The sequence below is a fragment of the Tritonibacter horizontis genome (assembly GCF_001518015.1).
Classification (GTDB): domain Bacteria; phylum Pseudomonadota; class Alphaproteobacteria; order Rhodobacterales; family Rhodobacteraceae; genus Epibacterium; species Epibacterium horizontis.
The window spans coordinates 55,746-81,100 of record NZ_LPUY01000049.1; the positions used below are offsets into that span (position 1 = coordinate 55,746).

General features: G+C 63.3%; 22 protein-coding genes and 1 pseudogene. 6 read left to right on the forward strand and 17 right to left on the reverse strand.

Annotation, left to right across the window (positions count from 1 at the left end):
• Positions 1 to 15: 15 nt before the first annotated feature.
• The 9 genes from TRIHO_RS07980 to TRIHO_RS23845 are packed head-to-tail and all read right to left on the reverse strand — an operon-like array spanning position 16 to position 10,564.
• Complete coding sequence (locus TRIHO_RS07980) at positions 16 to 2,649, reverse strand: 6-hydroxymethylpterin diphosphokinase MptE-like protein (protein ID WP_068241832.1); 2,634 nt, start codon at positions 2,647 to 2,649, stop codon at positions 16 to 18.
• Entirely contained in the window at positions 2,646 to 3,551 is a 906-nt protein-coding gene (locus TRIHO_RS07985) for an SMP-30/gluconolactonase/LRE family protein (RefSeq protein WP_068241834.1), read from the reverse strand. The genes TRIHO_RS07980 and TRIHO_RS07985 overlap by 4 nt, the downstream gene beginning before the upstream one ends.
• A complete protein-coding gene (locus TRIHO_RS07990) occupies positions 3,548 to 5,407 on the reverse strand; it encodes a hypothetical protein (protein WP_131811186.1) in 1,860 nt (619 codons plus the stop codon). The genes TRIHO_RS07985 and TRIHO_RS07990 overlap by 4 nt, the downstream gene beginning before the upstream one ends.
• Before the next feature lie 21 nt (positions 5,408 to 5,428).
• On the reverse strand, positions 5,429 to 6,349 hold the full coding sequence (locus tag TRIHO_RS07995) for a phosphoglycerate dehydrogenase (protein WP_068241837.1): 921 nt from the start codon (positions 6,347 to 6,349) through the stop codon (positions 5,429 to 5,431).
• Positions 6,350 to 6,361: 12 nt separating this feature from the next.
• Positions 6,362 to 7,039, reverse strand: coding sequence for an acylneuraminate cytidylyltransferase family protein (locus TRIHO_RS08000; RefSeq protein ID WP_068241873.1), 678 nt, complete (start codon positions 7,037 to 7,039; stop codon positions 6,362 to 6,364).
• Between the two features lie 31 nt (positions 7,040 to 7,070).
• Positions 7,071 to 7,874, reverse strand: coding sequence for an inositol monophosphatase family protein (locus TRIHO_RS08005; RefSeq protein WP_068241839.1), 804 nt, complete (start codon positions 7,872 to 7,874; stop codon positions 7,071 to 7,073).
• Between the two features lie 2 nt (positions 7,875 to 7,876).
• Positions 7,877 to 8,503, reverse strand: coding sequence for an SIS domain-containing protein (locus TRIHO_RS08010; RefSeq protein WP_068241841.1), 627 nt, complete (start codon positions 8,501 to 8,503; stop codon positions 7,877 to 7,879).
• 29 nt (positions 8,504 to 8,532) lie between these two features.
• On the reverse strand, positions 8,533 to 9,507 hold the full coding sequence (locus TRIHO_RS08015) for a hypothetical protein (RefSeq protein WP_068241843.1): 975 nt from the start codon (positions 9,505 to 9,507) through the stop codon (positions 8,533 to 8,535).
• A 4-nt stretch (positions 9,508 to 9,511) separates the two neighbouring features.
• A complete protein-coding gene (locus TRIHO_RS23845; RefSeq protein ID WP_165595896.1) occupies positions 9,512 to 10,564 on the reverse strand; it encodes a Gfo/Idh/MocA family protein in 1,053 nt (350 codons plus the stop codon).
• Between the two features lie 234 nt (positions 10,565 to 10,798).
• Here TRIHO_RS23845 and TRIHO_RS23850 point away from each other — a divergent pair, with 234 nt between their 5' ends.
• Positions 10,799 to 11,539, forward strand: coding sequence for a hypothetical protein (locus TRIHO_RS23850; protein WP_068241846.1), 741 nt, complete (start codon positions 10,799 to 10,801; stop codon positions 11,537 to 11,539).
• Between the two features lie 12 nt (positions 11,540 to 11,551).
• Here TRIHO_RS23850 and TRIHO_RS08030 read toward each other — a convergent pair whose 3' ends face one another.
• Complete coding sequence (locus TRIHO_RS08030; RefSeq protein ID WP_068241849.1) at positions 11,552 to 12,217, reverse strand: hypothetical protein; 666 nt, start codon at positions 12,215 to 12,217, stop codon at positions 11,552 to 11,554.
• A gap of 311 nt (positions 12,218 to 12,528) precedes the next feature.
• On the opposite strand from TRIHO_RS08030, the gene TRIHO_RS08035 reads away from it, so the two are divergent.
• Both TRIHO_RS08035 and TRIHO_RS08040 read left to right on the forward strand, forming a co-directional pair.
• On the forward strand, positions 12,529 to 13,962 hold the full coding sequence (locus TRIHO_RS08035; protein ID WP_068241851.1) for a mannose-1-phosphate guanylyltransferase/mannose-6-phosphate isomerase: 1,434 nt from the start codon (positions 12,529 to 12,531) through the stop codon (positions 13,960 to 13,962).
• 4 nt (positions 13,963 to 13,966) lie between these two features.
• Complete coding sequence (locus TRIHO_RS08040) at positions 13,967 to 15,133, forward strand: nucleotide sugar dehydrogenase (protein WP_068241852.1); 1,167 nt, start codon at positions 13,967 to 13,969, stop codon at positions 15,131 to 15,133.
• Between the two features lie 67 nt (positions 15,134 to 15,200).
• Here the strand turns inward: TRIHO_RS08040 and rfbA are convergent, their stop codons facing one another.
• The 5 genes from rfbA to rfbC form a co-directional block, all read right to left on the reverse strand.
• Positions 15,201 to 16,073, reverse strand: a complete 873-nt coding sequence (gene rfbA / locus TRIHO_RS08045) for a glucose-1-phosphate thymidylyltransferase RfbA (RefSeq protein ID WP_068241854.1) — start codon at positions 16,071 to 16,073, stop codon at positions 15,201 to 15,203.
• Positions 16,070 to 16,921, reverse strand: coding sequence for a dTDP-4-dehydrorhamnose reductase (gene rfbD, locus TRIHO_RS08050; RefSeq protein WP_068241875.1), 852 nt, complete (start codon positions 16,919 to 16,921; stop codon positions 16,070 to 16,072). Before rfbD ends, rfbA begins: the two co-directional genes overlap by 4 nt.
• 64 nt (positions 16,922 to 16,985) lie before the next feature.
• Positions 16,986 to 18,038, reverse strand: coding sequence for a dTDP-glucose 4,6-dehydratase (gene rfbB / locus TRIHO_RS08055; protein WP_068241857.1), 1,053 nt, complete (start codon positions 18,036 to 18,038; stop codon positions 16,986 to 16,988).
• Between the two features lie 66 nt (positions 18,039 to 18,104).
• Positions 18,105 to 19,220: an acyltransferase family protein gene (locus TRIHO_RS08060; RefSeq protein WP_068241859.1), complete on the reverse strand. Its 1,116-nt coding sequence runs from the start codon at positions 19,218 to 19,220 to the stop codon at positions 18,105 to 18,107.
• A 9-nt stretch (positions 19,221 to 19,229) separates the two neighbouring features.
• Entirely contained in the window at positions 19,230 to 19,778 is a 549-nt protein-coding gene (rfbC, locus tag TRIHO_RS08065; RefSeq protein ID WP_068241861.1) for a dTDP-4-dehydrorhamnose 3,5-epimerase, read from the reverse strand.
• 202 nt (positions 19,779 to 19,980) lie between these two features.
• On the opposite strand from rfbC, the gene TRIHO_RS08070 reads away from it, so the two are divergent.
• Both TRIHO_RS08070 and TRIHO_RS08075 read left to right on the forward strand, forming a co-directional pair.
• Positions 19,981 to 21,225, forward strand: coding sequence for a glycosyltransferase family 4 protein (locus TRIHO_RS08070; RefSeq protein ID WP_068241863.1), 1,245 nt, complete (start codon positions 19,981 to 19,983; stop codon positions 21,223 to 21,225).
• A 77-nt stretch (positions 21,226 to 21,302) separates the two neighbouring features.
• Positions 21,303 to 22,274, forward strand: a complete 972-nt coding sequence (locus tag TRIHO_RS08075) for a KpsF/GutQ family sugar-phosphate isomerase (RefSeq protein WP_068241865.1) — start codon at positions 21,303 to 21,305, stop codon at positions 22,272 to 22,274.
• 81 nt (positions 22,275 to 22,355) lie between these two features.
• On the opposite strand, the gene TRIHO_RS08080 is transcribed toward TRIHO_RS08075, so the two are convergent.
• Entirely contained in the window at positions 22,356 to 23,582 is a 1,227-nt protein-coding gene (locus TRIHO_RS08080) for a calcium-binding protein (RefSeq protein WP_068241866.1), read from the reverse strand.
• Positions 23,583 to 23,799: 217 nt separating this feature from the next.
• Positions 23,800 to 24,921 (reverse strand): polysaccharide biosynthesis/export family protein, encoded by a 1,122-nt coding sequence (locus TRIHO_RS08085; RefSeq protein ID WP_068241868.1) that lies wholly within the window; start codon positions 24,919 to 24,921, stop codon positions 23,800 to 23,802.
• A 160-nt stretch (positions 24,922 to 25,081) separates the two neighbouring features.
• On the opposite strand from TRIHO_RS08085, the pseudogene TRIHO_RS08090 reads away from it, so the two are divergent.
• A pseudogene (locus tag TRIHO_RS08090) lies at positions 25,082 to 25,355 on the forward strand (NAD-dependent epimerase/dehydratase family protein); the annotation flags it as partial.

Below are 25,355 nucleotides of genomic sequence, written 5' to 3' on the forward strand. Positions count from 1 at the left end.
CGAGTCCTGAAAATTCTAGTCCGGGCAATTACTATTTTTGATTTGGGTGTTTTGTAGCACATCGTCCAGATCGACGCGGGGGAATATCTCGAGCTTGCTGACCCGGCTGGCGTTGTAGACCTGCACGCCCAGGGCCTCACAGTAATCCTTGGCGAACTGGTAGGAATGCTCCAGACGGTCCAGTACCGGATAGTGCCAGCGTTCTCCGGGTTTGCGATACTCCGGGTGGAAGTGGTTGACCTCGCCTTCGGAAATCAGCGCCCCGCCTTCCTTGGTGCTGGGTTCCACGTAGGAGTGATCGAGGCCGAGAATGTAAATCTCGCTGAACCCCATATGCACAGCCATCTGCAGCATCGAATAGGTGATGCTGGAGCCCCAGCAGATGCCCTTGGTCAGATCGGTGGAAAACTCTCGGAACGGCGATCGGTTGTCCATCGGGGGCAGCCAGCGGGCATAGTGGTGATTGGCCTGACGCGGCAGGTAGGGCAGCATATGATCGGCAAAGATCTTGGTGGTGCGGTCAACGGCCAGAATTTCGGCCCGGCAGTTCTGTGCGACCAGCAGATCCTCGACCGAGTAGAAGGTCGGCCGCCAGTCGGTTTCATCGAAACACAGGTAGATCTTGTTGGCTGCGAAGGTGATTTCGGACTTGAGCAATTCGAGATCACCGACGCTCAGGCTGGGGCCGTTGCCCAGCACAAAGCAGCGCTGACCCTTGTAGCGGTTGCGCAGGCTGTTGAAAAAGGCGTGATCCTCGGCGGTCACGCCCCTGTCCGGGCGCTGTTGTGCCACCAGCTGGGCGACGGTGTGCTGTAGCCGGTGCATCGCCTGATCTCCGGGGGCGGGGTGCAGGCGGGGGGCGGTACCGTGTTTGCCATAGTCGGACCAGAAGACCGGTGATGTCAGATAGGCCTTGGCGCGCCGGTAGCGCGGCAACAGCCCGGGGAATTCGGTCTGGATCCGGGTGCGCAGCTGGCGCAGATGGAGCATCTGGCGGAACGCGCGGCGGGAGTCGCGCTCTACCGTGTAGCCCAGGTTCTTGCGGCTGTTCCAATAGTGAACCTGACGGGCGCGGCGCACGTCCAGCGGGCTGTGCGGCCGGGTGGTGTCGAGGGTGGCGCTGTCTTTTAGAGGCAGGAAGTGATTGTTCCAGGTGCGGGCCGTCAGCCGGGCGTTGCGGGCGCTGCTGGGCGCGTCGAGGCCATTGACCAGGGGGGCTGCATCCAGGGGCGCGGCCATGGGGCCGTTCTTTTCCCGCCTTACGACGGCGAAGATGCCCGCCAGAATGTCTTTTTCCCGGGCGATCAGATATTCGGGACCCTGCAGGAAATGGTCCATCGCATCCAGCAGAAGCTGGGCGTGTTCGTATTTGCGGGCCGACACGAAGTTGCGCACCAATGTGTCATACTCCGCAACAAAGACGCCGAGATCGCCGATCCGATCCTGTTGCGCCAGCAGTACCCAGCGGTTGCGAAAGCGGAAATACTGCATCGCGGCCGAGTATTTTTCTTCAAAGTCGTCATGCAGCACCCAAAAGGAAAAGGGGATCACCAGTTTGACCCCGGCCTCCTGCAGGCGCAGCGAATATTCCACGTCATCCATCTTGATGAAAAACGGGTAGGGCAGGCCGATCCGGTGAACATCCGCCACCGCAAAACAGCTCCACCACCAGCCGGTGCTGTCGGGGCTGCGGTCCATGGTGAGAAAGCCGGGAATGTCGCCGGTGTCCAGCCCCGCCCCCAGGGCGGTATCGCTGGGATGCACCGTGCCGCGGTGCTTGTGGCCGAAACAGGCGCTGTGGCGCGGGATCTTCTCGGCCTCCGAGGTGGGATACATCGGCCCGCCCACGTGATAGCCGGGCTTTACGTAGCGCATGAAGGCAGTGTTGCGGGCAAACATTTCCGGGTGCAGGTAGATGTCGTCATCCAGCAGGCAGACATGGCTGAACCCCTGGGGGGCCAGTGCCCCGTAACAGCTTTCATACAGGCCCCGGCCAAACCCGCCGGCCCCGCCGGTGTTGTTGTTGGCAAAGACGCTGACATGGGTGTCGGGCGTGACGCCGCAGGCATTGGCTCCGCCATCCGGGCTGCCGTCGTGGCCATTGTCGACCACTGTCAGATAGGCCTCCTGGGTGGCGTGGTAGCGCCGCAGGTAATCCCGGAAAACCTGCGCATTGTGCTGTACGTATTCGGCCCGCTTGTAGGTGCAGAAGATATAGTTGATCCGCAGATCCGGGGTGACGGGCTGGTCATCGGTGACAAACAGAAGATCATAGTTGGCCTTGCCGTCTTCGTCCTCGATCTCGGGGAGGATGGCGCCTTCCAGCTCTGCAATCTGAAAGGCGGGCAGGACCTGGGTGCCCGCGCCCGTCTGCGTCAGCTCTCCCAGCAGATGGCGGCTGCCGTCAGCGGTGATGTGGACCAGGCGGGCGCGGACGGTGCCTGCCCGGACCACCAGCCGGACACTGACCCACGTCAGGGCCGTGGCCTGTTTCCAGGCCCAGAGGTCAAAGCAGTTCACAACCGAAGCGCCGAACGCGTGGACATAGCGTTGCAGCGGATACAGACCGTGCTGCGGGGAGAAGCGCCGGGTCTGGATCTGCGCAGCCAGAGGAGGTGCGGTCGAGGCGGAGGGGGAGGTGTGGTTCATGACTGGGTTTCCTGCAGCGACAATGGAAGACAGGGCTCGGCCTGGCCAGTGGCGGCAATGGGAATATGGAAGACCTGTCCCGCAGTCTGGTGCCAGTCTGCCCGGTTTTCAGGCAGTTTCTGCTGCGCGGTGGTGACGTAGAGTGTTTTCAGGTCGCTGCCGCCGATGGCCGGACAGGAGGTATGACCGGTGGGCAGATCAACCGCGGACAAGAAGGTGCCCTCGGGGCTATAGCGCGCCACCCGGGCCGAGCCCCATTGCGCGCTCCACAGGCAGCCTTCGGCATCGATGACGGCCCCGTCGGGCTTGTGCTCCGGCTGGGACGACGGGGCGCGGAGGTCCACAAAGACCTGTTTGTCGCCCTCGGGCCAGCCGGAGACCGGGTTGACGGGCTGGCGCCAGATGATGCGGGTTTTGGTGTCGCTGTAATAGGCGCAGCTGCGGGCCTTGTCGAAACAGATCGCATTGGGGGTGCTCATCTGCGTTTCCAGCACCCGCAGCGCGCCTGCAGCCCAGCGATAAAGCGTGCCTTGACCGGGCTCACCCGCCTTGCTCATGGTGCCGACCCAAAAGCCGCCCCAGGGGTCGGCGCGCCCGTCGTTGGACCGGGTGAGGGGATTGTCTGCTTCGATCTCGCAGAGCATCTCTTCGGCGCCGGTTGCAAGGTTGAAACGGCTGAGGCCGGTTTCGCTGGCGATCAGCAAGTGGTCGGTGTCGATCCAGCCCGCGGCCGAAACATTGCGGTCAAAGCTCCAGCTCAGCGGCGTGCCGTCCTGTGCTTGCGACAGCAGCCTGTTGTTGACGATATCGAACCAGAACAGCTGCTGGCGCTCGGGATGCCAGAGTGGGCCTTCGCCCAGGGTGCAGGGGCGGGCGTCGTAAATCTGCGGCGTCGGGGTCATGCGGGAAACTCCTGGGGCGGAAAAAGCTGGTCGAAATCGGCGCGGTCGAACACATCCAGTTGCGTTTGGCGGGAGGCGTTCACAATGCGGATCCCGGCGCCATCGCATATGGTTCTTGCCTTGGCATAGGAGGTTTCGAGCACCTTGAGGTTGGGTTCGTGCCAGGCCTCGCCAGGCGCCCGGTAATCCGGATGAAAATGGTTGCGTTCGCCGCTGTGAATATACTGGTTGCCATGCTTTTCCGAGGGCAGCTGATAGGTGTGGTCAAGCCCGATCAGGACGACCTCGCGGCAGCCCATATAAAGCGCCATCTGGATCTGGCTGTAGACGATGGTGGATCCCCAAGCGATACCATGGCTGAGATCGTGGCTGAAGGCGGGGAACTCCGGGTCGGACATCGGGTCCTCGAAGGAGCGGGGCGGCAGGAACGGGGCAAAGATGGTGTCGCCCGCGTGATAGCCGAAATCCCGCGTATTGGCGGGAAAGATCTTCAGGCTGCCTTCCAGCGCCTCGATCCGGTCGCGGTTGTTCTGCAACACCAGATGGTCTTCGACGGAATAATAGGTGGGCCGCCAGGCGGTCTGGCCATAGGCCAGCCAGATCTTGTTGGAGGCAAAGGTGACGGTTCCCGGCAGGCGGTCGAGGTCGCTGGTGCGCAAGCTGGGCCCATTGCCGACGATGACGGCGCGGGCGCCGGGGTGGCGGTTGCGCAGCAGGCTGAGCAGGGTGCGATTGGCGCGATCCTGATCCTGATGCACCCGGTCGGGGTTCCACAGGCGGTTGTCTTTCAGGCGGTTTTCCAGCCGTTGGACCGCGCTGTTTTGACCGCGCTGAACATCGCGTAACTGGCGGGTCATGGTCTGTTTCAGGCAGCCGATCTCTGTCGAGGGGGCGGGCAGGGACAGCCGGGCGAGCTGTTCTTTCAGCTGTTGCCGCAGTCCCGGTGCCGGGAGGGGCGCGGGCGGCGCCGGAAAGCCAAAGCGCAAGAGCCCCTGCCGTTCAAGGTCTGCAGCATAGAGTGCGGCATCGGCGCCCGGCAGGCCGTGGCGATAGACCTGGGCCAGGTCAAGACAGAACCGGGGCCAGTGCCCGGGGATCCCGGCGGTCTCGCCGGTGCCGTGAAACAGGCTGTCGTGATGCAGGAAACGGGCCAGCGCAAGGGCATGCAGAAACCCTTCGGGTTGCAAGGGGGTATCGTCGGGCTGCAGGACCAGATGCGTGATCCCAAGGTCGCTCAGATCTCCGTAGGCCACGGCATGCACGGCCCGGCGCAGCCAGCTGCGGGTGGGGCCCTGGCGCTGGTGCAGCAGCGGCCGGTCGTTGCGAAGCCCTTCCTGCTGTTGCAGCAACAGGCGCAGCCGGGGCTCCGGTTCGGGGAGGTCCAGAACCAGGTGGCAGGATTGTTCCAGGCCCAGCCCGGCATAGCGGCGCCGGAAGGTGGCGAGGGTCTGAACCGCTGTCTGGGTCTCGGCCGGGGTGCGCGCCCGCATCAGCACCGCCACCTGCGCCCTGGGGGTCCAGGCCTCGTCGTTGCTGCCCAGGTAGAGATCAAAGACGGCATCTTCGCTGGCGGACAGCAGGACGGGCTGGATTTGCCCGCCCTGACGGGCCAGGGCGGCCACGTCCAGGGGAGGGCTGAAACTGGAGCCGGGTTGCAGGCAGAACAGCTGTGCAATCTCTTCCTGCGTGCCATCGGATTTGTGATGGCGCAGGCTGACGGACACCCGACCCTGGCTGGTGTGCAGCTCGACGCCGCAGAACTGCAGCGTGGTGGCGGCATTCCAGGCCTGGAGGTCGATGGCCTCCTGTGCGGTGCTGTCCGAGCTCGCCTGCAGGGTCTGCAGGCGATGGATCATGGCGTTCCCCAGCATGGCAGATCAGATCTGCAAATGTTTGAACAGGTTGTCGAGCGTGTTGCCGTGGACGTATTCGATGGCCTGAACGGTGCTGTTGGCGTTGTGGCTGGAGACGGCGACAGTGTCGAACCCCAGCAGCGGATGATCGGTTGGCAGCGGCTCGACCTCGAACACATCCAGCGCGGCGGCGGCGACCTTGCCGCTCTGCAGGGCGGCCACCAGGGCGGTTTCGTCCACCAGCCCTCCCCGCGCCACGTTGCACAGGATCACCCCATCGCGCGCCCGGTCGAGCGTCTGAGCATTGATCAGGTGATAGTTCTCGGCCGTCTGGTTGCAGCACAGGCAGATCACGTCGGCCTGCTCCAGCAGCGTGTCGAAGCTGACGACGGGGGCACCATCAGGGGCGGTCTGCATATAGGGGTCATGGGCGATCACCTCCATGCCAAGGCCGCGGGCACGCTGGCCGACACCCTGACCGATGGCGCCATAGCCAACCACGCCCATGGTCTTGCCCGTCATGCCGGGAAAGCGGCCCTTGGGCCATGCGCCCTGTCGGATCATGCGATCGGTGCGGGCCAATTGCCGGGTCGCGGCCAGCAACAGGCCGATGGCATATTCGCTGACCGCATCGCGAAAGGCGCCTGGTGAATTGCAGATCGGCACGCCAAGCGCCTTGGCGGCGGCGAGATCGATGCTGTCGATGCCGGTGCCCCATTTCGAGATCACCTTGAGACGGGGCAGGTAGGCCTTGAGCACAGCCTCGGTGATCTGATCGTCGCCGGCCAGCCAGCCGTCCACCTCGCCGGCAAACTCCAGGCACTGGGCCTCGTCCATGAACTGGTTCACCTCGGGCCAGATCGGCGTGAGACCTTTTTCGCGCAGGATCGCATCAAAGCGGTCGCGCTCGTTGATCATCATGATGTTGGAAACAAGAACGTTCATCGCAAAAGCCCCTCAGGCGGATTTATGTGTGCCCAGAACGCTCAGCAGCGCCTCGGCGATGTCCAGATCTTCCTGGGTCTTGATGACATGGCCAGAGATCGCACCCACCGGGTAGAAAGCGATCTTGCCATTATAGGTACCAATCGAGCCGCTCTCGACGGCGTCGATATAGGATTTGGCGCGCCAGCCGGTGATCGACCAGGTGACCCTCTGGGTCGGCTTGAGATCCTGGGAGTTGGTCTTTTCGGCAAAGGTGAAGTTCACGGGGCGGTCCTGATAGGCCACCTCGATCTGATCCTCGATGCAGGACAGCATCACATCGGCATCCGATGCGATAAAGGCCTCGGCGAAGGCTTTGACTTCTTCGGCGGTCAGAAGCGGGGCAATGGAGTGGACCTGGATCAGCAGGTCGCACGCGACATTTTTCAGGAAGTCGTAGACGAATTGCTCGGAGGTGGCGACGGAATTGCCCAGTGCCTCGGGACGCTGGTAGAACTTGATACCGTATTGCGTGGCGAACTGGCCGAACTCGGCGTTTTCGGAATTGATGTAGATCTCGTCGAACAGCCCCGTGGCCTGACATTTCTCGATCGCATGGGTGATCAGCGGCTGGCCTGCCAGGGGGGCGAGGTTCTTTTTCTTCAGACGCTGGCTGCCCATGCGGGCGGGGATCATGGCAACGGTTTTCATCTCGTCATCCTTCGGGTTGAAACGCGCGGCCTCAGGAGCAGGCGCGTGCAAAGAGCGGGGTGTAGGTTTCAAAATGATCGGCCGGGGCGCAGAGGCTCAGTTGGTCCTGATCCATCGGGCGGGCGCAGGCGGCCGGGGCGTAACTGCCGTAGGTCAGCCCGGCTTCTTGCGCGATCAGGGCGCCGGCGAGGTCGTCCCAGCCCTTGGCCTCGCGGCTGGCGACCAGGCTGACCCGCCCGGCGGCGGCATAACACAGATGCAGGGCCTGGCTGCCGAAATTGCGCAGTTTGAACGCCTCCAGCAGCTCTGCCAGTGCCGCCGGGGCGGTCTGGGCGAGATCCTTCAGCAGACCGGAAGAGACCACTGCCAGCCGTGCCTTATGGGTGCGCGGCTGCAGCGGCGCACCATTGAGGCGCGCCCCGCGTCCGGCCTGGGCGGAATAGAGATCGCCCTGCGGGATGTCATAGACCGCAGCCAGGGCCGGTTGCCCGGCGATCAGGAGCACCACCGCGACGCTATAGGCGGGCAGCTGGGCCACGAAATTCACGGTGCCGTCCAGAGGATCGATCAGCCAGACCGGATCGTGGCCTTCATGGGCGGCATAGTCCTCTTCGCCCACCACCACGGAGCCGGGCAGCAAAGCGGCGAGGTCCTGTTCCAGCCGCGCCTGCATGGCAAGGTCGATGGAGGTCACCAGGTCGAGTCCGTCACTGCCTTTGTCCTCGGTCACGATATCCTGTGCAAACACCTCCTGCACCAGACGGGGCAGGAGGGCGCAGAGCGTGTCATGCAGGGCGTCCGGCAGATCGGTGACGGTCATCTGATCTGCGGGCATGCTCAGAATTTCCGGTCGGCGATCAGGCTTTTGTCCATGTTGGTCATGCGCAGATACTGGGTCAGGATATGGATGAAGGCCATGTGGATGTCCTCCACCACGCCGTAATTCTGCGCGTTCACATGGGCGTTCACATCGGCAAGATCCTTGGACCGTCCACCGGAAAACCCGGTGAAGGAGATCGACTTCAGCCCGAGATCCTTGGCCACCTGCAGGGCGCGGACCACGTTTTCGCTGTCGCCGGAGGAGCTGACGGTCCAGACCAGATCGCCGGGGCGGGCCATGGATTGCAGCTGATAGGCAAAAACCTCGTCATAGGAGATGTCGTTGGCCAGGGCCGAGTTCATCTCGGTATGGGCCGACAGTGACATGAAACGGGGCATCAAATCGGTGTCGGTGCGCACGCATTTCAGGAAGTCGCAGAGCGAGTGGTTGGCAATGCCGGCCGAGCCGCCGTTGCCGCAGATATAGATGAAATTGCCCGCCGTGATGGTGTCTTTCAGCAGGGTTGCCACGCGGTCGAGCGCGGAAAGGTCGCTGACCTGGGTCGCCTTGGCGAGCGTTGCGAAGTAATCGCCCGCGAAGCTCTCGCAAGTGTCATAGGCGGTGGTGGGGAAAAAATCGGACATTGTCGTGAGCTTTCTCGTTTTGGGGCGGGTCAGGTTTCCAGGACGAAACGCAGGACACCGGATTTGAGACTGCGTTGCAGCAGGATTTGCAGGTCGCGCAACCGGTTCTTGTCGGCCTCGCGAAAGAAGCTGGACCAGAACGGGATGGCGGTGTTTTCGGCACTCTTGAAGTAACGATCAAGGATCACCGCATCGAGCCGGCCGGGGGTGGAGATTTCCAGCACCTGCAGGCCGAGTTTGGTGCTCAGGGTCTCGAATCCCTTGACTGAAAAGACGGTCAGCCGATCCAGCGGCACAAAGCTGGGAGAGTCAGCCCCGAGGATTTCATACTCCAGCCCGTCTGCGCAGGAACTGGCCACAAAAATCACCGTCCCCGGCGTCGCGGCGGCCTTCAGGGCGCTCAGAAGGGCGGCCGGATCGGCGACGCGATCCAGTTCCGCCGGCATCAGGATCGCCTTGGGGGCCGCCTTGGCGACAGCGGCCTCAAGGGCGCTGAAATCGTCGCTTTCCGGGGTCAGCTCCAGAAAATCCCAGCTGCGGTTATGGCTGAGCCGCTCGGTGGCGTCGGGCCAGGCCGGCGCCTGGGTGGCAAAGCGGATGTCCAGCACCCGGTCCAGCTTGCGTTCAAGCCGCGCCTCGGTGAGGCTGATCCAGTTCAGCAGGGAGGTGAACTCGAATTCCCGGTCGCCGCCGGCATCGGCGGCGCGGGCTTGGATATGATCGAGCCGCAGCCTGTCGATCGTCGTCTGTCCGGGCACCCGCGCGGCATAGATCGAGTTGCAGTTCATGCAGCGCCGGAACTCCATCATCGTCTGCGAGAAGAACGGGTTCTGGGTGGTGTCCTGATCGCAGGCCGGGCAGGCGTTGCGATCATGCCAGACCGTGCTCTGGTCCAGCATCAGCTCCAGCAGGGCCTTGTTGCGCTCCAGGCGGTATTGCGCGGGTTTTTGACCGGCCACCGCATCAATGTCCGGCAGGTGGTCGAGGAAAACAGGGGTCTGCATATTCTTATTCCATTGCCATCTGCGGGGTCGACTGCCGCGCAGTGCTCCATTCCGGGTCGGCAGCATAGATCGCTTCGACCAGCTCCATGACATCCAGCGCCTGCTGCGAGGTGCCGCAGACCAGCGGGGTGCCCTTCACCACGGCGGCATGGAATTCTGCGATCTCCTTGTCCCAGGAGCGGTCTTCGGTAAAGCGCAGCTCCTGCTGTTCGGGGTTCGGGATCGGGCTGCCGGTGGCATCGAGCCGGTTGAGCGCGACGGTCAGCACCTCGGTGCCATAGCTGCCGGAGGCCGACAGGATGCCGTCCACCGACAAGAAGCCGTTGCGCATGTAAAGCTCCAGCCGGAAGGTATGCTGCCATTGGGTCGCGGAGGAATGTACCGAGGCGACAATACCGTCGGCGTTCTTCATCAGGGCAAAGGCGTTGTCCTCGACCGGGACATCGGTCCAGAATTTGCGCTGGACGAAGCTCTGCACATCGGTGAAACGGCCGGCGAACATCTGGAACAGATCCAGCATATGGATGCCCTGGTCGATCAGGATGCCGCCGCCGGAAAGCTCTGGATCGTTGCGCCAGTTCTGTGAGTAGTTCGGCCCCCCCGCCTTGCCGTAGACGCCACGCATGAAATAAAGATCGCCCATGGTGCCGGCATCGGTGAGCTTCTTGGCCTCTTCGATGGCATCATGAACCCGGTGGTTGAAGCCGAATTTCAGCACCAGCCCGCCGTGGGCGGCCCGGGCGGCTTCCTCTGCGGCGATCATCCGGCGGACATCCTTGGAATTGCGTCCGGGCGGTTTTTCCGAAAACACATGTTTGCCCCGTTCCAGTGCGGTGCAGACCACATCGGGGATCATCATGTTGGGGACGCTGCAGACGATCACGTCGGGGTTGTATTCATAAACAGCCATCGGATCTGTCACCATTGGTACGGTGGCCTTTGGATCAATTTCCGTGTCGCAGGCGACGACAACTTCGAAGTCTCCGTGGCGATCCATGGCGTCGTGGCGGATCCGGCCCATTTTCCCGTATCCAATGATCGCAGCTCTTAATGTCATAATGTTATTTGTTCTCTTTTCTGGCCAGGCAGAGGGGGCGGGAGTCTGCAAAATTCGTCCCTGTAGCAAGCGAGCGCAGTCTAGGGAGCAGGGGGGCGCAGTGCAACCCACAAGGGCCTTTGGAACAGGGGATTTGCGACACCGTCTTGACGCCTTTGACCCTTCGGCGGACAACACCCCAAATGCACAACATGTTCCGCGGGGGAACATGCAACAGATTGATGGGTGGCAAGAATGACCGAAGGCGGCATGGAGCAGCTGGTAGCAGCACTGACACAGGCGCGCGAGGCTGGGAAGCCGGCGATGATCACGACGGCGGATCTGCCCGAGACGCCGCAGGAGGCCTATGCTGTGAGTCGCGCGCAAGTGGGCGATGTGGCGGCCTGGAAAATTGGGGGGGCCAATCCGTGGTCGCGGAAGGTATTTGACAATCAAGAAGTTTTCTTTGGTCCTCTCCATCCGCATGAGGTTTTTCTGGAGCGGGACACTATGCCGTTGGGGGGGCTGGTCGCGCCTCTGGCCGAGCCGGAGGTCATGCTTGAGATTGCGGATTGGACCGCCGAGGCGCCAACGGAGCGGTTCAGCCGCATGGGGTTGGGGTTCGAAATTCCGGCCGCCGTTCTGCCGGAGAGTCTGAAGCCGGAGCTGCTGGGGCAGATCGTGGATCGGGCCGGCGCGGGGGGGCTGTGGATCGGCGCAATTCAGCCGTTCGATGCGGTGGCTCTGGACCGGGAACTGACCGTGCAAATGACTCATAACGGCGGCGCGCCCACGGCGGGCAGCAGTGCGAATGTGATCGGGTCGCCGCTGGGCGCTGCCGCCGAGTTTCTGACCCTGGCGCGGCGCTATGACATGCCAGTGGCCCGGGGCCAGTGGATCGCAACGGGCGGTCTCTGTCCGGCGGTCCCCGTCCGGTCCGGGGACCGGTTGACGCTCCGCAGTGCCTGGGGGGAGATCGGGCTTGATCTGGGCTGACGCGGGCGGCTTTTAAAGAGGGGTGGGCCTGGGGTGGCTCATCCCCATCCGCTCCAGCATGGCGTCTTCGCCGCGGAACCGTTCCGCCATCAATTCGAAATCGGCGGCGTTATAGCATTCGAGATACCCGTCCGCGAATTTGGGGCGCCCGCGATTGTACTCTGGCAGCTCAACGGACGGATAGCCAAGCTCCGTGGCCAGGGTGGTGTACCAGGTGGAAAGGGACGAATAGGGCACGTAGACATCCGCGAGAGGCTGCCCGTCGGGACCCCCGCTGAAGACGTCGAGGCATTCGATTTCTTCAATGTAGGGGCTGCGCAAGAAGGCGGAAAACGCCATGTCCTTGACCCAGGGGTACTTGTGGCCTGTCTTGCGGTGGTAGCGTTTGGCATGAAAGTAAAAGGAGGCAACCCGATCCCACCAGGGACGCAGGGAGACCAGGTAGATTGTCAGGTTTTCCCGCGGCAGCGGCGTTTTGTCGACGATGTCCTGGACGGGAGAGTGTTTCCACAGACCTTTGCGCCGTCGTGATGCGGCGCTGCGTTCTTCGCCTTCGGGGGTATAGCCCAGGAAATCTATGCGCGCCTTGGGAAGCGTTTCAACCAGGCCCTTGCAGACGGATGTGCCGCCACATTTCTTCATATGGGCGATAACGATTTTGTCGTCGATGATGAGCAAGTCAGGCTCCAGTGTGTTCTGCGTCTCGATCCAGTCAGCCGTCTTATCCGGGCGGTCATAAAGGATGTGCTATTGCATCGCGCGTATGAGTGCTACCGGGATATGCCGTATGCGCCTGGAAAACCTGCCAGCTGTGTCCTGTCCAGCGGCTCTTGCCAAGCGCCTGTGCGGAGAGGCGCAACTGGGGCGTTTCGGGCACAAACTGGATCTTTGTTCTGGCAGGCGTTTGGCGGTATTAGGGTTGCGAATGTACGCCTACAGCATGTTGGGAAAGCTGACGTTCGACCTCTGTGCACTCAAAAGGATTGAAAATGACCATTACGCCCATCCTTCTCTGCGGTGGCTCCGGCACCCGGCTGTGGCCTCTGTCCCGCAAGAGCTACCCCAAACAGTTCGTGCCCCTGATGGGCGAGGAAACCCTGTTTCAGGCCTCGGCAAAGCGACTGACCGGGCAGGGGGACGGGTTTGAGTTCGGGGCGCCGGTGGTGCTGACCAATTCCGATTTCCGCTTTATCGTCACCGAGCAGCTGCAGGCCGTGGGCATTGATCCCGGCGCCATCGTGATCGAGCCGGAAGGGCGCAATACCGCACCGGCGGTTCTGGCGGCGGCGCTGCACGCCCAGGCCCGGGATCCCGAGGCCGTGCTGCTGGTGGCGCCGTCGGATCATGTGGTGCCCGATGTCGCGGCGTTTCACGCGGCCATCGCGCGCGGGCTGGAAGCGGTGCGGGCGGGTCAGCTGGTGACCTTTGGCATCACGCCGAGCCATGCGGAAACCGCCTATGGCTATCTGGAGCTGGCCGACGCCCCGCAGGCGACCGGCGCGGCGGTGGCGCTGAAGAAATTTGTCGAAAAACCCGATGCTGCCCGTGCCGCGGACATGCTGGCGGCGGGGAATTTCAAATGGAACGCCGGTATTTTCCTCTTTGCCGCCAAGGACATCATTGCCGCCTTCCGGGCCCATGCGGGGGATCTGATCGCCCCGGTCGAGGCCGCCCTGCAGCAGGCGCAGGCGGATCTCGGGTTTCTGCGGCTGGCGCCAGAGCCCTGGGGGCAGGCGGCGGATATCTCGATCGACTACGCGGTGATGGAACATGCCGACAACCTCTCGGTGGTGCCTTTTGATGCGGCCTGGTCGGATCTCGGCGGCTGGGATGCGGTTTGGCGCGAGAGTGGCCCCGATGCGCAGGGCGTGGTGGCCAGCGCCGGTGCCACGGCGATCGACTGTCGCGATACGCTGCTGCGGTCCGAGAGCGAGCGGCTGGAAGTGGTCGGCATCGGGCTGGATGGCATCATCGCGGTGGCGATGAACGACGCGGTTCTGGTGGCGGACAAGTCCCGCGCCCAGGATGTGAAAAAGGCGGTCAGCGCCCTGAAGGCCAAGGGCGCCACCCAGGCGACCGCCTTTCCCAAGGATCATCGCCCCTGGGGCTGGTTCGAAAGCCTGGTGGTGGGGGGGCGGTTCCAGGTCAAGCGCATTCTGGTGCATCCCGGTGCCAGCTTATCGCTGCAGAGCCATTTTCACCGCTCCGAACACTGGATCGTGGTCGAGGGCACCGCGCGGGTGACCGTGGATGACGAGGTGAAACTGGTGACCGAGAACGAGAGCGTCTATATTCCGCTGGGCGCGGTGCACCGGATGGAAAACCCCGGTCGGGTGCCGATGGTGCTGATCGAAGTGCAGACCGGCAGCTATGTGGGCGAGGATGACATCGTTCGCTACGAGGATGTCTACGCGAGGACCTGAACGCATGAAAATCGCTGTTGCCGGGCTGGGCTATGTCGGCCTTTCAAATGCTGTGCTGCTGGCCCAGCACAATGATGTCGTGGCGGTCGATATCTCGGCACCGCGGGTGGAGATGGTCAACGCGCGCCAGTGTCCCATCGTCGACCCGGAGCTGGAGGCGTTTCTGGCCAACCGCGCCCTGACCCTGCAGGCAACCACCGATTCAAAGGCCGCCTACAAAGACGCGGATTTCGTGGTCGTGGCCACGCCCACCAATTATGATCCCAAAAGCAATTCCTTTGACACCTCCAGCGTCGAGACGGTTGTGGCCGGGGTCATGGCGGTCAATCCCACCGCCACCATCGTCATCAAATCGACCGTCCCGGTGGGCTATGTGCGTGGCCTGCGGGCGCGGCTGGACACGGATCAGGTGATCTTCTCCCCTGAATTCCTGCGCGAGGGGCGCGCCCTTTACGACAACCTGCACCCGTCGCGGATCATTGTCGGGGAGCGCTCGGATCGGGCGCGCCGCTTTGCCGGCCTGTTGCTGGAGGGCGCCGTTGAGACCGATGTTGAGATCCTGTTCACCGATCCCGACGAGGCGGAAGCGATCAAGCTTTTTGCCAATACCTATCTTGCGATGCGGGTGGCGTTTTTCAACGAGCTGGACAGCTATGCCATGGCCGGCGGCATGGATACGCGCCAGATCATTGAGGGCATCAGCCTCGACCCGCGCATCGGCGGCCATTACAACAATCCCTCCTTCGGCTATGGCGGCTATTGCCTGCCCAAGGACACCAAACAGCTGCTGGCCAATTACAATCACGTGCCGCAGAACCTCATTCGCGCCATCGTGGATGCCAACCGCACCCGCAAGGATTTCCTCAGCGATCAGATCCTGATGAAGGGGCCCAAGGTGGTCGGGATCTACCGGCTGGTGATGAAGGCGGGATCGGACAATTTCCGCCAGTCCTCGATCCAGGGCATCATGAAGCGGCTCAAAGCCAAGGGGATCGAGGTGATCGTGTACGAGCCGGTGCTGGAGGAGGAGCATTTCTTCCAGAGCCGGGTGATCCGCGATCTGGCCGCCTTCAAGGCGGAGGCAGAGCTGATCGTGGCCAACCGGCTGACCGATGAGATCCGGGAGGTGGCTGACAAGGTCTTTACCCGCGATCTGTTCGGCGGCGATTGAGGCCAGGCTATCGAGCGGGCGCGCTGGGGTCTGTCGCGCCCGTCCCGGGGCAGTCTGCTCTGCCCTCTCAGGTCAGCAACCGGCTCAGATAGGTCCCATAGCTGTTCTTTTTGAACAATTCAGCCCGGGCGGCCAGCTCCGCGCGGCTGATCCAGCCGGCGTGAAAGGCGATTTCCTCAAGGCACCCCGTCTGCAACCCCTGACGCTCTTCCAGGGTGCGCACGAAATTACCCGCATCAAGCAGGCTCGCATGGGTGCCGGTGTCGAGCCAGGCATAGCCACGCCCCATGGTCTCCACCGAAAGCTCTCCCTCATCGAGATACATCTGCAACAGATCGGTGATCTCCAGCTCGCCCCGCGCCGAGGGCTGGACCTGCCGCGCCCGCTCCGGCGCGCGCCCATCGAGGAAATAAAGCCCGGTCACCGCATAATTCGACGGCGGCACCGCCGGTTTTTCGATGATCTGACGGGCGCGGCCCTCCGCGTCGAAGGACACGACCCCATAGCGTTCGGGGTCAGCCACGTGATAGCCAAAGACGGTGCCGCCGCTGGGTTTGGCATCCGCAGCCGCCAGAAGCTTCGGCAACCCATGCCCGAAAAACACGTTGTCGCCCAGCACCAGCGCCGCAGGGGCGCCGGCCAGAAACTCTTCGGCCAGAAGGAAAGCCTGCGCCAACCCGTCGGGGCTGGGCTGCTGGACATAGGTCAGATGCACCCCCCATTGACTGCCATCGCCCAACAGGCGCTGGAACTGATCGGCATCCTGCGGTGTGGTAATGACGCAGATCTCGCGGATGCCGGCCAGCATCAGCACCGAGATCGGGTAATAGATCATCGGCTTGTCATAGAGCGGCAAGAGCTGCTTTGAGACGGCCATGGTGATCGGATAAAGCCGGGTGCCGGAGCCGCCTGCAAGAATAATGCCTTTGCGTTTGCTCATCTGTCTTTCAAATCCTTCAGAATATCGGCCAGCCCCGCGTGCCAATCCGGCTGCGAGATGCCAAAAATAGTCTCTAACCTGGCGCAATCGAGCCGGGCGTTCAGGGGCCGGACCGCCGGTGTGGGATAGTCAGAGGTGGGAATATCCACCACCTCGCAAGACAGGCCCGCCTGGGCAAAAATCGCCCGGGCAAACCCCGCCCAGCTGACATGAGGCCTCCCCTGAAAATGATAGACGCCAGATTTTTCGGGCTCGGCGATCAGCTGATGCGCCATCGTCAGACAGGCGGCGGCAATATCGCGGGCCGGGGTCGGCGCGCCAATCTGATCGCCGACGATGGTCAGCCGGTCGCGCTCGGCGCCAAGCCGCAGCATGGTCTTGACGAAGTTATGGCCGTGACAGGACACCACCCAGGACGTCCGCAGGATCGCAAAGATCCCGCCCGCCGCGATCACCGCCGCCTCGCCCGCGCGTTTGGAGCGGCCATAGGCATTTGGTGGTGCGACCGGATCGCTGGGCTGCCAAGGGGTTTCCCCGGTGCCCCCAAAGACATAGTCGGTCGAAATCTGCACGAAAGGGATGCCAAGCGCCGCACAGGCAGCCGCCATCGCCCCCGGGGCGGCCCCGTTGATCACGCCGGCCAGATCCTCTTCGCTCTCGGCCTTGTCGACAGCCGTATAGGCGGCGGCATTGATCACCGCCCGGGGCGCATGATCCCGGATCATCGCGGCACAGGCCTCAGGATCGGACAGCTCCGCCTGGTCCCGGCCAAGACAGCTCACGCCACCACCCAGCATGGCCAGCTCACGGGCCACCTGGCCGGTGGCTCCGAACACAAGGATCGTCATCTGCGCCTCTTCTTCATCTTTTTCCAAATACCTCCGCCGGAGGCTGCTGTCCGCAAGGACAGCCCTATGCGCTGACCCCAAGCCGGGCCCCGACGCCGTTGCGATCCTGCAGCGCCCGCCACCAGTCCTCATTGTCCAGATACCATTGCACGGTCTTCGCCAGACCTTCCTCCACGGTGACCGAGGGGCGCCAGCCCAGCTCGCTGCGGATGCGGCTGGGGTCGATCGCATAGCGGGCATCATGGCCGGGCCGGTCGGTCACAAAGGTGATCTGATCCCTGTAGGGTTTGCCATCCTGGCGCGGGCGTTTCTGGTCGAGGATCTCGCACAGCGTCTCCACCAGCTCCAGATTGCTGCGCTCGTTTTCGCCGCCAATGTTGTAGCGGCGGCCGTTCTGCCCCTTCTGCAGCACGCAGAGCAGGGCCGCGGCGTGGTCTTCGACATACAGCCAGTCGCGGATGTTGGAGCCGTCGCCATAGATCGGCAACGCCTTGCCTGCCAGCGCATTGAGGATCACCACCGGGATCAGCTTTTCCGGGAAATGATAGGGGCCGTAGTTGTTCGAGCAATTGCTCAGCACCACCGGCAGCCCGTAGGTCTCGTGCCAGGCGCGCACCAGATGGTCAGAAGCCGCCTTGGAAGCCGAATAGGGCGAGCGCGGATCATAGGCGGTCGTTTCGGTGAACAGCACCGATTTGTCGGCCGGAAGCGAGCCATAGACCTCGTCGGTAGAGACATGGTGAAAGCGGAACCGCCCCGGCTTGCCCACCGCAGCCCAGAACTTGCGGGCGGCTTCCAGCATGTTGAAGGTGCCGGTGATATTGGTGTCGACAAAATCGCTCGGCCCGTCGATGGATCGGTCCACATGGCTTTCGGCGGCCAGATGCATCACCGCATCGGGCGCATGCAGGGCAAAGACCTTGTCCAGCGCCGCGCGGTCGCGAATATCGGCCTGCTCGAAGGCATAGCGCGGGCTGTCTTCGACCTCGGCCAGATTGGCGAGGCAGGCCGCATAGGTCAGTGCATCGAGGTTCACCACCTCATGGCCCGCCGCAATCGCCTGTCGCACCACGGCAGAGCCGATAAAGCCTGCACCGCCTGTCACAAGTAGTTTCATGGGTCTGCTCCCTTGTTCCGGATCCTCTGGACTATGTCTGAGTATCGCCTCAGGTGTCTTTCGATCTTACGAAGATTGTCCCGGCGCCACCTGACCAAAAGGTTTGTGACGGAGCCGCAGGAAAGGTTGTTCATAGGTGCGAAAACTCAGCTCCGCCAAGACATATGTCCCGCCCCAGTAACATAGCAGGAATGCCGCCCCCGTCTCGGGCAAATCCAGCCGCGCCGCCAGCAGGGCGGTGCCGGACAGCACCAGCAGATGCAGCAGGTAGATACCATAGCTGATCCTGCCGATCCGGGCGAGCGGCGCAAGCCGCAGCAGCGGATGCGCCCAGCTGTTCTCGCGCAGCACCAGGCTGGCGAGCAATCCGGTCATCGCCAGATGCACCACCAGATAAGGCAGCCCGGCCAGGACCTGCGGCAGCAGGCCAGACAGCAGGACCAGCAACAGCCCCGCCAGCCCCAGCGGCGCCCCCGGATGGCCCAACAGCCGCCACAGCGCCCGAAACCCGCGCGGATCATGCAAGGTCAGCGCCAGCCCGGCGCCCAGCAGAAGCGGGGCATAGGTGACATCCGGCAGATGCAGCCGGAAAATCCCCCAGTCAAAGGCGGTGATCCCGACCCGCCCCAGCACACCGATCACCGCCACCAGGTTCAGGGCCACGCCAAGAACCAGCAGCCCGCCCCAGGCCCGCCGCGGCAGCCAGAGCATCACCAGCGGCCAGAGCAGATAGAATTGCTCTTCCATGGCCAGGGACCAGCTGGGAAAAAGTGGCGGAATATGGCTCGACAGGAAGTTGGCCAGAAACAGGTAATAGGCGCCCCAATGCGCAGCCAGGTCCCACTCGCCCTGCAGCAGCACGAAATAGCCTCCCACCAGGGTCACCACCAGAAAATAGAGCGGCAGGATCCGCAGGGCCCGGCGCCAGTAGAACCCGGTCAGAGAGATCCGCCCCCGGCGCTCCTGTTCGCGCAGCAGCAGCGTGGTGATCAGAAAACCAGAGATCACAAAAAACAGGTCCACCCCGAGGAAACCGCGCGACCAGAGGCCCGAGACCTGCGCCAGGGCGCTGTGATGGGTCAGCACCATCAGGATCGCCACGGCGCGCAAGCCATCCAGGGCGCTGAAATGGGCCTGCTTCAGATAGGCGCGATGGGCGTCAACGGAAGGCGGCTCCGGCATACGCGTGGATCAATAGACAAAGGGACTGTCGAAATCGGCCAGCGGCGGGGCGGCCGCGTCCTTTTCTGACAGCACCGGCGGGCCGGTGAGGGGCCAGTCGATGCCGCAGCTGTCCCAATGCACCCCGCCATCGCAATCGGGGGCGTAGTAGTCGGTGCATTTATACAGGATTTCGGTCATCGGCTGCAGGGCGACAAAGCCGTGCAGGAACCCTTTGGGCACCAAGAGCTGCTTGCCGTTGCCGGCGCTCAACTCGACCCCGACCCAGTGGCCATAGGTGGGCGAACCGCTGCGGATGTCCACGGCAACATCAAACAGCGCCCCCTGACCACAGCGCACCAGCTTGTCCTGGGCATGCGGCGGCGCCTGGTAATGCAGCCCCCGGATGGTGCCGGCCTCTGCCGACAGGGAATGATTGTCCTGCACGAAATCAAAGTCGAGCCCATGCTCGGCCATCCGCTTGCGGTTCCAGCTTTCGGCAAAAAAACCCCGCGCATCGCCAAACCGCTGCGGCGTCAGGATCAACAGGCCTGCAAGAGCGGTTTTTTCAATCTGCATCAGGTTTCTCCGATGTCGGTTGGGTGTAAAGGGCTGGATCAATGCGTGGGCTTGTCAAACAAAACCTGTCTGAAGAACTGCGTCCGGTGTAGCAATGCTGCCGGATATTGTCACCGTGAAACCCGGGCCAATGTCCGCGCTTGCCTCCTGCGCGCGAAGACGGCACTCAGGACAGGCCCGCTCTGAAGACAGGACCCGCCTCATGAAGCTTCTCTTTGTCCATCAAAACATGCCCGGTCAGTATCGCGAGCTGGTGCAGTGGCTCGCGGCGCAGGGCGGGCATGAGCTGGTGTTTCTCAGCCAGCGCGGCGATGTGAAGATCCCCGGTGTGCACACGCTGGCCTACAAGCCCTTTCACACCCCGACCAGGGAGGCCTTTGGCCTGGCCAAGGATTGGGAGGCCGCCGCCGGGGCCGGGTTCGGCGCGGTGCAGGCGGCACAGGCGTTTGAGCGTGAAACCGGGTTCCGCCCCGACATCATCCTGGGCCATACCGGCTGGGGGGAGCTGTCGTTCTTCAAGGATCTGTGGCCCCAGGTGCCGATCCTGGGGTTCTTTGAATATTACTACAACATGGAGGGCGGTCTGGTGGGCTTTGACCCCGAACAGCCCCCCGGTTCCCATGCGCCCTATTTCAACAGGGCCCGCAACGTGGTGCCCTGCCTCAACCGCGAGGTGGTGGATATGGGGCATGTGCCGACCCTGTGGCAGCGCGACCGCTTTCCGACCAGCTTTCATGATGGGTTCTACGTCTGCCACGACGGCATCCGCGCCGACCGGCTGGGGGCGGATCCGGATGCGGAGATCACCCTGGGGCGGCTCAGCCATCCGATCTCGCGCGCGGATGAGGTGGTGACCTATATTGCCCGCAACATGGAGCGCGCCCGCGGGTTTCACATCATGATGCGGGCCCTGCCGGCGATCCAGGCGGCGCGGCCCAATGCGCGCATCCTGATGATCGGTGGCAATGAGACCTCCTATGGCCGCGAGAGCGACCACCCCGGCGGCCTGCGCGGCGAGATGGAGGCGGAGATCGGCGACCGGGTCGACTGGAGCCGGGTGCATTTCCTGGGCCGGGTGCCCTACGGCGATCTGTGCCGGATCATCCAGCTTTCGCGCTGCCATATCTATCTGACCATGCCCTTTGTGCTCAGCTGGTCGCTCCTGGAGGCGATGGCGATGGAGGCCACCATCGTGGCCGCCGATGTTGCCCCGGTGCGCGAGGCGATCACCCATGGCGAAACCGGGCTTTTGGTGGATTTCTTCAATCCGGAGGCGCTGGCGGCGCAGGTGGCCGAGGTACTGGCCCGCCCTGAGGACTATGCCGGGCTGGGTGGCAAGGCCCGGGCCCATGTGATGCAGACCTATGATTTCCTCAGCCATTGCCTGCCGGAGCATATCCGCCAGATCAACCGGCTGGTCTCGACCGCGCCGCCGATCCGGATCTGACCGCGCGGGACTGGTCATTCCCGGTCCTGCCGCCTACACAGGCGGGACGTTCCTTCGTGTTGCCAGAGATCCCCATTATGACCCCTCGACAGATCACCGCCGATGAAACCCTGGCCGAAATGGCCCGCGTGTTGACCGTGGAGGCCGCTGCCCTCACCCGCATGGCGGGCGAACTGGGGGCCGCGCACCTCAAGGCGGTCGAGATCATCGAGGCGATGGAAGGCCGTCTGATCGTGTCGGGCGTCGGCAAGTCCGGCCATATCGGCAACAAGATCGCCGCCACCCTGGCCTCGACCGGCACCCCGGCGCAGTTCGTACATGCCACCGAGGCCAGCCATGGCGATCTCGGCATGGTGACGCCGCGCGATGTCTGCCTGGTGATTTCCAATTCGGGGGAGACCTCGGAGCTGGCCGATATCGTCACCTATAGCCGCCGCTTTGGCATTCCGCTGATCGCGATCACCCGCAAGGCCGACAGCACCCTGGGAGCCCAGGCCGACGTGACGCTGCTGTTGCCCGACGCGCCCGAGGCCTGCGGTATCGGCATGGCGCCGACCACCTCGACCACGACGACGCTGGCGATGGGCGATGCGCTGGCGGTGGCGCTGATGAAGAGGCGCGGTTTCGAACGCGAGGATTTCAAGGTTTTCCACCCCGGTGGCAAGCTGGGGGCGCAGCTGATGCTGGTGGATGGGTTGATGCATGCGGGAGAGGCGCTGCCGCTGGTGGCTGCGGAGACCCCCATGTCCGAGGCGCTGCTGACCATGACGGCCAAGGGGTTTGGCCTGGCCGGGCTGGTCGAAGGCGGGCGGCTGACCGGCATCATCACCGACGGCGACCTGCGGCGCAACATGGACGGGCTGATGGAACGCAGCGCCGGCGCGGTGGCGACCCGCGGTCCGAAGGTGATCCGCAGCGGCTCGCTCGCCTCCGAGGCGCTGCACGAGATGAACAGCCGCAAGATCTCGGCGCTCTTTGTGCTGGACGCAGAGGACCGGGTGGTGGGGCTGTTGCATATCCACGACTGCCTGCGCGCCGGGCTGGGCTGAACGCGGCCGGCAGAGCCAGCCGCGCTGTGGATCAAAGAATGACGGCGGCCGCGAGGGGATTACGCGCCCGCCCCGCAGGTCTCAGAACAGGAAGTCATCGGCGCTCAGGTCGTCGGCGGACACACCGACCAGCTCCACCTCGCCCCGCGCAAAAGAGACCACGGCATTGCCGTCGCCATTGTCCTCGATCGTGAGCTGCCCGAACCGCTTGGCCTTGAGGATCTCGATCTGATCGGTCCCGACCTCGAAATCGGCGATGGTGTCAGCGCCGAACCTGCGGCTGGCGAACTGGAAGAGGTCGGCGCCATTATCGCCTTCCAGCCAGTCATTGCCAGCAGAGGCACGAAGCGTGTCGTCACCGTCGCGCCCCTGCAGGGTATTGTCACCGCTGCTGTCTTTCAGCAGGTCGTCAAAGATAGAGCCGCGCACATCCTCGATATTGATCAGCGTATCGGTGTCGCCAAAACCATCGGTGGCCGTACCGGTCCGCAGGTTCACGGTGACACCATTGGTGCCGCCCTGCTGGATATCGCGGTCATAGCGCACGGAATCGATACCGCCGCGGCCGTTGATGGTGTCGTCGCCCTTGAGCCCGAGAAAGATATTGTGGTTGCTGTCGCCCTTCATCACATCGTCGAAATGGGTGCCGCGCAGCCCCTCGATGCTGATGAGCGTATCGGTTGTGCCATCCGGCCCGATCACGGTCCCGGCTCTCAGGTCCGCCTCGATCCCCTGATCGCCGAGCCAGGGCTGCCAGAATACCTCGTTGTAGGAAACGCGATCAAAGCCGTCGCCACCGTTGTAGATGTCGCTTCCACCGCGATCGACGATGTAATCGTCGCCGCCGCGGCCTCTGACCGTATCGTCACCATACCCAGTGCCGATATCATCGCCGTTCCAGCCATTGGGGTTCATCCCATCATCGGAGCCGACGAAGACCTGCCCGCCGTCATAGAGCATGGCTTGCAAGCCGCGGGCGTTGCCTTCCTGAACAAAGGTCCAGGCGTGGCTGAGGTCCACCGAGAGGCCGGTGGCCTTTTTGATCACATCGCCGTCGCTGTTGTACCAGTAGATCTTGGCGACGGTGCCGCCAGTATAAAACCGGTCGCCATTGGCATCCTCGGAGGTTTCAGCCTGATCCAGAACCATCTTGAACCGGGCGGGCTGGCGGGTTTCCTCCAGCGCCCCGTCGACGCCGTTATACTCGCCGATGATGACCTTTTGGGTCGCGCGGCTGACATCGAAGCGGTGCAGATCATCCCAACGAAATGCGCCTTGGTTGCCGTCGAACCAGGTGAATTTTGCCATCACTTAAGTCTCCCTTTGAAATGATGCATCTGAAATCAATTCCGTGCAGTTTCCGAAAATATAATACCGTTGACCGACGACTGTGCACGGGCGGGAAACAATGACCCCTCCTACGTTGCCGTAGCAAACCCTGCGCCGCTGTTTCGGCCCATGCGGGTATAGCGGACTTACCGGAGTCGATAAATCCTAAAATTCTGATGGGCCGCGCCCGAATGCGTCAGTTGTTGATGCGCGAGGCGCTGTTGAAGACGCCCACGAAGTTGCCGATCAGGCCTGCAACGGTGACCGCGTCATTGATGGGGGCTTCGGTGGCGATCACCAGATCCTGCGGGTTGATCTCGAACTGGCGGGCCGAGAACAGGCCTTCGGCGCTGGTCAGATCCAGGCTGAAGACGACCCGGGTCTGGCGCGGGCCGCGCACCCCTGGGGCCACGGCGGTGGCCGGATATTCGCGCAGGACCAGAATGCCCTTGGCATCCGCGGCCCCATCCTGCAGGCCGCCGGTGATGGAGATCGCGTCCATCGCCGACATCCTGTCCTTGGTAAAGGTATGCAGCGCTTCGGTGCGGGTCGCGCCGAACGACAGGAAATAGCGTTCGTCCTCTTCCACAAACACCCGGTCGCCGCCGCGCAACAGCGAGTCGAGCCGCGGGTTGTTGAGCAGGTTCTGCACCGAGGTGCCGTAGATCCGGCTGCCGCGCACCAGTCGGATTTGCGGGTTGTTGAGGTTGACCCCGATCCCGCCACCGGCAGAGATCAGCCCCATCACCGTGTAATTGCGATCCGGCATCGGGTAGGTGCCTGGTCGGCTGACCCCGGAGACCAGATCGACCGAGTTGTTACGCCCTTCTTCCATGGCGAGCTGCACCTGGGCCGAGGGCACAATGGTTTCCAGCGCCTCCTGCAGATGCGCGCGCGCCAGATCCGGCGTCATGCCCCGGACCGAGACATTGCCCAGATAGGGCATGAAAATGGTGCCGTCCCCGGCGACCTTCATCCCCTGCAGCTGGGTCATCCGCTGCGATGGCGCGGTCAGCAGCGAATTGTCGTTGCTGTCCCAGACCTGAATGTTCAGGGTGTCACCGGGCTGGATGATCTGGGTCTTGGCGCCCTGGGCATAGGGCAGCCAGGGCAGTACCTCATAGGCACCGGTTTCGGGCCATTGCGCCACCGAGGGCAAAAAGGCGCGGGTTACCGGATAAAGCGCGAAATCGGCGCCGGGCTGTTCGGCTTCGCGCACGATGTCCCTGCTGACAGGGGCGCCACCCGGCAGGCTATCACAGGCTGCAGGAAGCAGAGCAAGCCCGGCCAGGACGAAAAAGGTTTTGAGGCAGCGCATTGAGGAATCCCGTCGGACAGGTCTTTGAATTGAAGTGTCCGCAAGATACTGGCAGTTCAGGGCGCGTCAACAACGCATCCCCACAGGCCGATGCATTCCCTGCCTCTGTTGCAGCGCGCCCTGCCGCCTGCAGGGGTGGCCCCGTCAGGAGAGAGCCGAGATGACTGTTTTTCCGCCTTTGGTGATCGGAGCTTCCGGCCGGATCGGGCGCTGTCTGCGCTGGCGTTGGGGGGCGCATGCCGCGCTCTGGCAGGCGCGGCGTCCGCAAGACGGCCCCGAACCGGGCGCGGGCTGGCGGATCTTTGCCCCGTTGCAAGATCCCGCCGCGTTGCAGGCGGCGGCGCGGGAGGCAGGCCAGATCCTCTGTCTGGCGGGGCCGGTGCCGGGACGCGGCGGCGATCTGGCGGACAGTGTTGCGCTTGGCGCGGCGGCGG